The sequence below is a fragment of the Mesorhizobium sp. M4B.F.Ca.ET.017.02.2.1 genome, from assembly GCF_003998955.1.
In the GTDB taxonomy this organism is placed as follows: domain Bacteria; phylum Pseudomonadota; class Alphaproteobacteria; order Rhizobiales; family Rhizobiaceae; genus Mesorhizobium; species Mesorhizobium abyssinicae.
Window position 1 is genome coordinate 1 of sequence record NZ_RZOF01000334.1, and the last position, 6,947, is coordinate 6,947.

The following is a 6,947-nucleotide window of genomic DNA, read 5'->3' on the forward strand; positions in this document are numbered from 1 at the left end:
GTCGCCCGGAGCGGTCGTGCTGTCCGGCGACAATGGCGCCGGCAAGACCAATCTGCTGGAAGCGATCTCGCTGCTGACGCCTGGGCGCGGACTGCGCCGCGCGCCCTATGCCGACCTGGCGCGTGAAGGCGGCGATGGCGGTTTTGCGCTGCACGCCCGCATCGAAGGGCCGGAAGGCCAGGCCGAGATCGGCACCGGCATTGCGGGCGGCGACAGCGGCGAGAGCGGCAGACGGGTGCGGATCAATGGCGCCGCGGCGCGGTCGTCCGAGGATATGCTGGAGTGGCTGCGTGTCGTCTGGCTGACGCCGGCGATGGACGGCCTGTTCCCCGGGCCGGCGGCCGACCGCCGGCGCTTCCTCGACCGGCTGGTGCTGGCGATCGATCCCGGCCACGGTCAGCGCGCGCTCGACTACGAGAAGGCGATGCGCGGACGTAACCGCCTGCTTACGGAAGGATCTCGCGACGGCAGCTGGTTCGAGGCCATCGAGACGCAGATGGCCGAGACCGGCGTGGCGATCGCGGCGGCCCGCGCCGAGCTGGCGCGCCTGCTTGCCGCCATGATCGAGAGGCTGCCGTCCAGCGGACCGTTTCCGCAAGCCGACATCAGCCTCGACGGCGATCTGGAAAACGCGCTCGGCAGCGCGCCGGCGGTCGATGTCGAGGAGCGGTTTCGCCGCGCGCTGGCCGATGGCCGCGATCGCGACCGCGCCGCCGGCCGCACGCTGGACGGCCCGCATCGCTCCGATCTCGTGGTGCGGCATAGGCCCAAGGCAATGCCGGCCGAACTCTGCTCGACCGGCGAGCAGAAGGCGCTCCTGGTCGGCATCGTGGTCTCGCATGCAAGGCTGACCGGCGAGATGTCGGGGATGACGCCGATCCTGCTGCTCGACGAAATCGCGGCGCATCTCGACGCCGGCCGGCGCGCCGCCCTGTTCTCGATCCTGGAGGAGCTGAACTGCCAGGCGTTCATGACCGGAACCGACGCGGCGCTGTTTTCCAGCCTCGAGGGCCGCGCGCAGTTCCTGACGGTCGACCACGGCACGGTTGGGCCAACCGAAGACCCCTGACAAGGTTTTTGCGCCACGATAAGGTCTGGCCATGACCACGCTTTCCGACGAAGAACTCGAGCGCTACGCGCGCCACATCGTGCTGCCGGAGATCGGCGGCGCCGGCCAACAGAAACTGAAGCGGGCGCGGGTGCTGGTGATCGGCGCCGGCGGGCTCGGCGCCCCGGTGCTCGAATATCTCGCCGCCGCCGGCGTCGGCACGCTCGGCATCGCCGACGACGACACGGTCTCGCTGTCCAACCTGCAGAGGCAGGTGATCCACGGCACGGACGCGATCGGCATTGCCAAAACCGACAGCGCGTCCGCGGCGATCATGCGCATCAACCCCAATGTGGCGGTCGAGCCGCATCAGCTTAGGCTGACGGCGGAGAATGCCCCTGCCCTCGTCGCACGATACGACATCGTGGTCGACGGCTCCGACAATTTCGAGACGCGTTATGCGGTGGCCGATGCCTGCGCCGCAGAAGGCAAGCCCCTGGTGCACGCCGCCGTCGGCCGCTTCGACGGCTCGCTGACGGTTCTGAAACCGTTCGAGACCGGCGCCGACGGCAAGCCTAACCCCGGCTACCGCGACCTTTTCCCGGAAGCACCGCCGGAAGGACTGGTGCCGTCATGCGCCGTCGCCGGCGTAGTCGGCGCGCTGACCGGTGTGATCGGAACGCTGCAGGCGATGGAGGCGATCAAGCTGATCACCGGCATTGGCGAGCCGCTGGTCGGCCGGCTTTTGCTTTACGACGCGCTCAGCGCGCGCTTCGACACGATCCGCTACAAGAGAGCCTGATCGCATGGACCGGCCGACGGGCGTCTTCGTCACGCAAATTCCTCCCGATTTCGGGCAATGGGACGAGTTGCATTCGCTGATCATGCGCGCCTTTGCCTATATGGACGGCGTCATCGATCGGCCGTCCTCGGCGCATCTGCTGACCGCGGCAAAGCTCAAGGAAAAGGCAAAACAGGAGACGGGTTTCCTGGCCCTGCAAGGTGCGAGGATCGTCGGCTGCGTTTTCATGCTGGAAAGGCAGGACGATTTCTACATCGGCAAGCTCGCGGTCGAGCCGGACTTTCAGGGGCAAGGCATCGGCAGGCTGCTGATGCGGGCCGCCGAGGAAATTGCTGTGAGCCGTGGCAAGGGCGCCATCGAACTGCAGACCCGCATCGAGCTCTCCACAAATCACAGCGCCTTCGCCCGGCTGGGCTTTGGCGAGACCGAACGCACGGCGCATGAAGGCTACGATCGGCCGACCTCGATCACCATGCGCAAGGTGCTGCCATGAGCCTCGCCCTCAGCGCGGAAGAACAGGCGATCGCCGCCGGCAAGGACGGCGCCGCGATGGCGATGCGTATCGTCGCCGAAAGCGCCCGGCTGCTCGGCGCGCCGCGACTGATCCCGATTGCCTCGACGCATATAGACGGGGCGCTCTATCACGGCGATTCCGGCACGCTGTTCGCCGAGAGGCTGGTCGAGGGCGGCGCGCGCGTCGCCGTGCGCTCGACGCTCAATGTCGGCGCGCTCGACCTGATGGGCTGCGCGCGCATCCGCCTCGAGGAGCCGGCGCGCGGCATGGCGCGGCGGATGATGGAGGCCTATCGCAAGCTTGGCTGCGAGCAGAGCTGGACCTGCGCGCCTTACCAGGCCGGGCACCGGCCAGCGCTGGGCAGCGACGTCGCCTGGGGCGAATCGAACGCGGTGGTGTTCTGCAATTCTGTGCTGGGCGCGCGCACCAACCGCTATGGCGATTTCCTCGACATCGCCTGCGCCATTACCGGCCGAGCCCCGGACTACGGCCTGCATCGCCTTGAGAACAGGCGGGCGCGGCTGGTGTTCGATGTCTCCGGCCTCTCGCCTTCCTTCCTCGCATCGGAAATCGCCTGGCCGGTGCTTGGCAGCCTCTATGGTCGCGAGGTCGGCAACGCCGTCGGCGTCGTCACCGGCGTGGCCAAGCACCCCGGCGAGGATGCGCTCAAGGCATTCGGCGCCGCCGCGGCCTCGTCCGGCGCGGTCGGCCTTTTCCACGTTGCCGGCGTGACGCCGGAAGCGCCCTATGCGCACACGATTCTCGCCGGCGCGACGCCGGAGACGGTGATCCGCGTCACGTCTGAAATGGCCGCGAAGGCACGTGCCGGGCTGTCGACGGCGGCGGCATCGAAAACGATCGATGCGGTTGCAATCGGCAGCCCGCACCTGTCGCTCGCGGAATTCGACGCGCTGGAGCGGCTGCTCGCCGGCCGCCCGCTCAGCGTGCCGATCTATGCCTGCACCGGCCGCCATGCGCTGTCCGGACTCGAGCAAAGCGGCCGGCGCAAGGCGCTCGAGGCAAGCGGGGTGATCATCGTTGCCGACACTTGCGTGGTGGTGACGCCGATCATGCCGGAGCTCAGCAACGGGGTGCTGATGACGAATTCGGGCAAGTTCGCGCACTACGCGCCGGGCAACACCGGCTACTCCGTGCTCTACGCCTCGCTGGCCGACTGCGTCGAAAGCGCCGTTCTTGGTAAGCCACGATTTACGGATATCGCAGCATGAACGCCCGAGCCGAGATCCTGGTGCCTGGCAAGGGCGGCGAAGGCGAGGCGCTGGTGCTGACGGCGCCGATCAGCTTCTGGGGCGGCGTCGACCCGAAGAGCGGCCGCATCGCCGATGTCCGCCACCCGCAGCATGGCGAGACGATTTCCGGCCGCGTGCTGTTCCTGCCGGGCACGATCGGCTCGTCCTCGGCTTCGGCCGTGCTGATGGAGCTTGTCCACAATGGCCGGGCGCCGGCCGCACTGGTGCTGCACGAGCCGGACGCGATCCTCCTCCTCGGGCTGATCGTCGCCAGGGAAATGGGCTGGGAAACGCCGATGGCGATCCAGCTCGCTCGAAACGTGTTCGAGACCTATTGCGGGCGCATCGTGAAAGTCGCTGCCGACGGCACCCTCGCCGTCTGAGCGCTCCGCAACCAGCTACGTCCGCAGCGGCAGCACGCGGTCCGGCGGGCGGTGGCCGTCGAAGAAGGCACGGATGTTGATGATCACCTTCTCGCCCATGTCGATGCGGCCTTCGAGCGTCGCCGAGCCCATATGCGGCAGGAGCACGACCTTGCCCTTGGCGGCGAGCTTCAGCAGCTTGCTGTTCAGCGCCGGCTCGTGTTCGTAGACGTCGAGACCGGCGCCGGCGATCTTGCCGTCATGGATCAGCTTGATCAGCGATTCCTCGTCGATGATGTCGCCGCGCGCGGTGTTGACGATGTAGGCCGACGGCTGCATCAGCGCCAGCCGCCGCGCCGAAAGCAGATGGAACGTCGCCGGCGTCGACGGGCAGTTGACCGAGATGATGTCCATGCGGGCCAGCATCTGGTCGAGGCTCTCCCAATAGGTCGCTTCCAGCTCGTCCTCGACCGCCGGCAGCACGCGGTGGCGGTTGTGATAGTGGATCGACAGGCCGAAGGCCTTGGCGCGCCTGGCAACCGCGGTGCCGATGCGGCCCATGCCGACGATGCCGAGCCGTTTGCCCCAGATGCGGCGGCCGAGCATCCAGGTCGGCGACCAGCCGGCCCATTTCTTGTCGCCGGTGAGCACGTTGGCGCCTTCCGCCAGCCTGCGCGGCACGGCCAGCATCAGCGCCATGGTCATGTCGGCCGTGTCCTCGGTCAGCACGTTCGGCGTGTTGGTGACGGTGATGCCCTTCTTCGCCGCCGCCGCGACGTCGATCTTGTCGACGCCATTGCCGAAATTGGCGATCAGCTTGAGATTGTCGCCGGCCTGGGCGATCAGCGCCGCATCGATATGATCGGTGATCGTCGGCACCAGCACATCGGCTTCCTTGACCGCGGCGACCAGCTCCGGCTGCGTCATCGGCCGGTCCTCGACGTTCAGCCGCGCGTCGAACAGCTCGCGCATGCGGGTTTCGACCGGGTCGGGCAGCTTGCGCGTGATGACGACGAGGGGCCGTTTTTTGCCTGCCATTTTATCCCCGAAGCTTCCTCGAAACCGATCTCGTTGAGACCTCTTTAACCAAGACAGGCGAAACTTGTAGCCAATCGCGGTATCCGCCCACTCCTGTAACAAGCGGTGCTGCCGAAGACAAAGAAAAAGGGGCGCCGGGGCCGACGGGCAGGCGCCGAAAGGAAACAAAGTGTCTGGTTTCGCGACGCTCCGCCTGGCTTTCAGCGCAGCAGTCCTCGGCGCTCTTCTTTACTCTCCGCAGCAAGTGTCGGCACAGGGCGCCGCCGCTCCCGGGCAGACGATCACGCTCGGACCGAGCGGCCTGCCGCTGCCGCGCTTCGTCAGCCTGAAATCGGGTCGCGTCAATTCGCGCGTCGGCCCCGGCGCCAACTATTCGGTCGACTGGATGTACATGAAGGCCGGCCTGCCGATGGAAATCATCCAGGAGTTCGACACCTGGCGGCGCGTGCGCGACGCCGACGGCTCGGAGGGCTGGATCAACCAGTCGCTGCTGTCGGGACGCCGCACGGCGATCGTCGCGCCCTGGCAGCGCGGCAAGGGCGGCCGAATCAACCTGCTCGACGACAAGGACAAGGACGCCGGCGTGGTGGCCATCGTCGAACCCGGCGTCATGGGCGCGATCAAGGCCTGCGACGGGCAATGGTGCGAGATGACCTTCGAGGGCCATACCGGCTGGCTGCCGCAGTCGGTCGTCTGGGGCGCCTATCCAGGCGAACGGGTCAAGAACTGATCCGGCCTGACACTAATCCGGCGTGACAGGCGCCGGAAGTTCGCGGCGTCCGATACGGCCGAGATGGGTATCCTGAAAACCGCTGGGCAGCTTCAGGCCGTAGCCGAGCGCGCGGTCGATGGCGATGTGGGCGATCCAGATCAGCGCGACCGCAGTGGTCATTGAGCTGCCGAGGACGTGGCCGGCCAGCGCCAGGACGAGCGGGACAATCAGCATGTGCAGGGCGTTATAGGCGACGGCGCCGATACGCGGTCCCGCCAGGTATCCCAGCATCGACAGATCCGGCGCCAGGATGAGCAGCGCGAACAGCCACCAGGAAGCGCCAGTCATCGCATAGAGGACGACGGAAGCCGCCGCGGCGACCCACCATTCCAGCTTTACCGCGAGATCGAGAGGCCGCATCGCAAACGGATCAGTCGCGGCGCTTCGGGCGCAGCCTGACCACGATATCGACATTGGCGATTTCCATGCCCTGCGGAGGGTCCGGCAGGTTGGAGACAGTCACCGGGCCGCTGGCGATATCGAAGATCCTGTTCTCGCCTTCGATGTAGAAATGATGGTGGTCGGAGGTGTTGGTGTCGAAATAGGTCTTCGACCCCTCGACGGCGAGGATGCGCAGCAGACCCGCCTGGGTGAACTGGTGAAGGGCGTTGTAGACGGTGGCCAGCGACACCGGCACGCCGGCGGCGATCGCCTCCTCGTGCAACTCCTCGGCCGAAAGATGGCGGTCGCCCTTGGCAAAAAGCAGATCGGCCAGCGCAACGCGCTGACGTGTCGGCCTCAGGCCGGCCTCGCGAACCCGCTTGTCCACAGCGACATTGTCCTTCCGGCTGCCCTGATCCATCTATCCCGTCGAAGCTCGCGCTTTCGGCCCAAAAACACGTCCAGAGTGGCGAAAAAACGTCATCGGCCGAAACTGGACACGTTCCGACATATATTCTGTCGGCCGAATGCGATCAATAGAGCAAGACGCTTGTGCGCAGGCGCGCATTGACCCGGGCAGACGGGCGGGTTAAGCGCAAACGCCGGTTTCCGGCCTTGGAAAGATTGTGTTAGGAAGCCAACGACAAGGGCGCCCCACCGCCCGGGACGATCACGGGGACGAAATTCATGGCGGGGTCGAAGTCCAGCTACGAGTATGAGGAAATGCTTGCCTGCGCCCGCGGCGAGCTGTTCGGACCGGGCAACGGGCAGTTGGCCTAC

The 6,947-nt window shown here is 66.7% G+C and carries 9 protein-coding genes and 1 pseudogene; 7 read left to right on the forward strand and 3 right to left on the reverse strand.

The window, feature by feature from the left end; all coding sequences use genetic code 11:
- The 5 genes from recF to EN738_RS28105 all read left to right on the forward strand — a co-directional run.
- A partial coding sequence (recF, locus tag EN738_RS28085) for a DNA replication/repair protein RecF (RefSeq protein ID WP_127286505.1) occupies positions 1-1,069 on the forward strand: 1,069 nt, incomplete at its 5' end.
- A 31-nt stretch (positions 1,070-1,100) separates the two neighbouring features.
- The gene (locus tag EN738_RS28090) at positions 1,101-1,850 is read left to right on the forward strand and encodes a molybdopterin-synthase adenylyltransferase MoeB (protein WP_127286506.1); all 750 of its coding nucleotides are present in this window, start codon (positions 1,101-1,103) and stop codon (positions 1,848-1,850) included.
- 4 nt (positions 1,851-1,854) lie between these two features.
- Positions 1,855-2,343: a GNAT family N-acetyltransferase gene (locus EN738_RS28095; RefSeq protein ID WP_127286507.1), complete on the forward strand. Its 489-nt coding sequence runs from the start codon at positions 1,855-1,857 to the stop codon at positions 2,341-2,343.
- Positions 2,340-3,593 (forward strand): aconitase X catalytic domain-containing protein, encoded by a 1,254-nt coding sequence (locus EN738_RS28100; RefSeq protein WP_127286508.1) that lies wholly within the window; start codon positions 2,340-2,342, stop codon positions 3,591-3,593. Before EN738_RS28095 ends, EN738_RS28100 begins: the two co-directional genes overlap by 4 nt.
- The gene (locus EN738_RS28105) at positions 3,590-3,997 is read left to right on the forward strand and encodes a DUF126 domain-containing protein (RefSeq protein WP_127286509.1); all 408 of its coding nucleotides are present in this window, start codon (positions 3,590-3,592) and stop codon (positions 3,995-3,997) included. Before EN738_RS28100 ends, EN738_RS28105 begins: the two co-directional genes overlap by 4 nt.
- A gap of 15 nt (positions 3,998-4,012) precedes the next feature.
- On the opposite strand, the gene EN738_RS28110 is transcribed toward EN738_RS28105, so the two are convergent.
- Positions 4,013-5,014 (reverse strand): D-glycerate dehydrogenase, encoded by a 1,002-nt coding sequence (locus EN738_RS28110; RefSeq protein ID WP_127286510.1) that lies wholly within the window; start codon positions 5,012-5,014, stop codon positions 4,013-4,015.
- A 169-nt stretch (positions 5,015-5,183) separates the two neighbouring features.
- Between EN738_RS28110 and EN738_RS28115 the strand changes: the two genes are divergently transcribed.
- Complete coding sequence (locus EN738_RS28115) at positions 5,184-5,744, forward strand: SH3 domain-containing protein (RefSeq protein ID WP_127286511.1); 561 nt, start codon at positions 5,184-5,186, stop codon at positions 5,742-5,744.
- Positions 5,745-5,756: 12 nt separating this feature from the next.
- Here EN738_RS28115 and EN738_RS28120 read toward each other — a convergent pair whose 3' ends face one another.
- Positions 5,757-6,146 carry a DUF4260 domain-containing protein gene (locus EN738_RS28120; protein ID WP_127286512.1) on the reverse strand — a complete coding sequence of 130 codons (390 nt, stop codon included), beginning with the start codon at positions 6,144-6,146 and terminating at the stop codon, positions 5,757-5,759.
- 10 nt (positions 6,147-6,156) lie between these two features.
- The gene (gene irrA, locus EN738_RS28125; RefSeq protein ID WP_127286513.1) at positions 6,157-6,588 is read right to left on the reverse strand and encodes an iron response transcriptional regulator IrrA; all 432 of its coding nucleotides are present in this window, start codon (positions 6,586-6,588) and stop codon (positions 6,157-6,159) included.
- 266 nt (positions 6,589-6,854) lie between these two features.
- On the opposite strand from irrA, the pseudogene EN738_RS28130 reads away from it, so the two are divergent.
- Positions 6,855-6,947, forward strand: a pseudogene (locus EN738_RS28130) (beta-hydroxydecanoyl-ACP dehydratase); the annotation flags it as partial.

What these genes read in the sequence shown, in the direction of transcription:
- EN738_RS28090 (WP_127286506.1), top strand. Translation starts at nt 1,101, where the DNA reads ATGACCACGCTTTCCGACGAAGAACTCGAGCGCTACGCGCGCCACATC.
- EN738_RS28095 (WP_127286507.1), top strand. Translation starts at nt 1,855, where the DNA reads ATGGACCGGCCGACGGGCGTCTTCGTCACGCAAATTCCTCCCGATTTC.
- EN738_RS28100 (WP_127286508.1), top strand. Translation starts at nt 2,340, where the DNA reads ATGAGCCTCGCCCTCAGCGCGGAAGAACAGGCGATCGCCGCCGGCAAG.
- EN738_RS28105 (WP_127286509.1), top strand. Translation starts at nt 3,590, where the DNA reads ATGAACGCCCGAGCCGAGATCCTGGTGCCTGGCAAGGGCGGCGAAGGC.
- EN738_RS28110 (WP_127286510.1), bottom strand. Translation starts at nt 5,014, where the DNA reads ATGGCAGGCAAAAAACGGCCCCTCGTCGTCATCACGCGCAAGCTGCCC.
- EN738_RS28120 (WP_127286512.1), bottom strand. Translation starts at nt 6,146, where the DNA reads ATGCGGCCTCTCGATCTCGCGGTAAAGCTGGAATGGTGGGTCGCCGCG.
- irrA (WP_127286513.1), bottom strand. Translation starts at nt 6,588, where the DNA reads ATGGATCAGGGCAGCCGGAAGGACAATGTCGCTGTGGACAAGCGGGTT.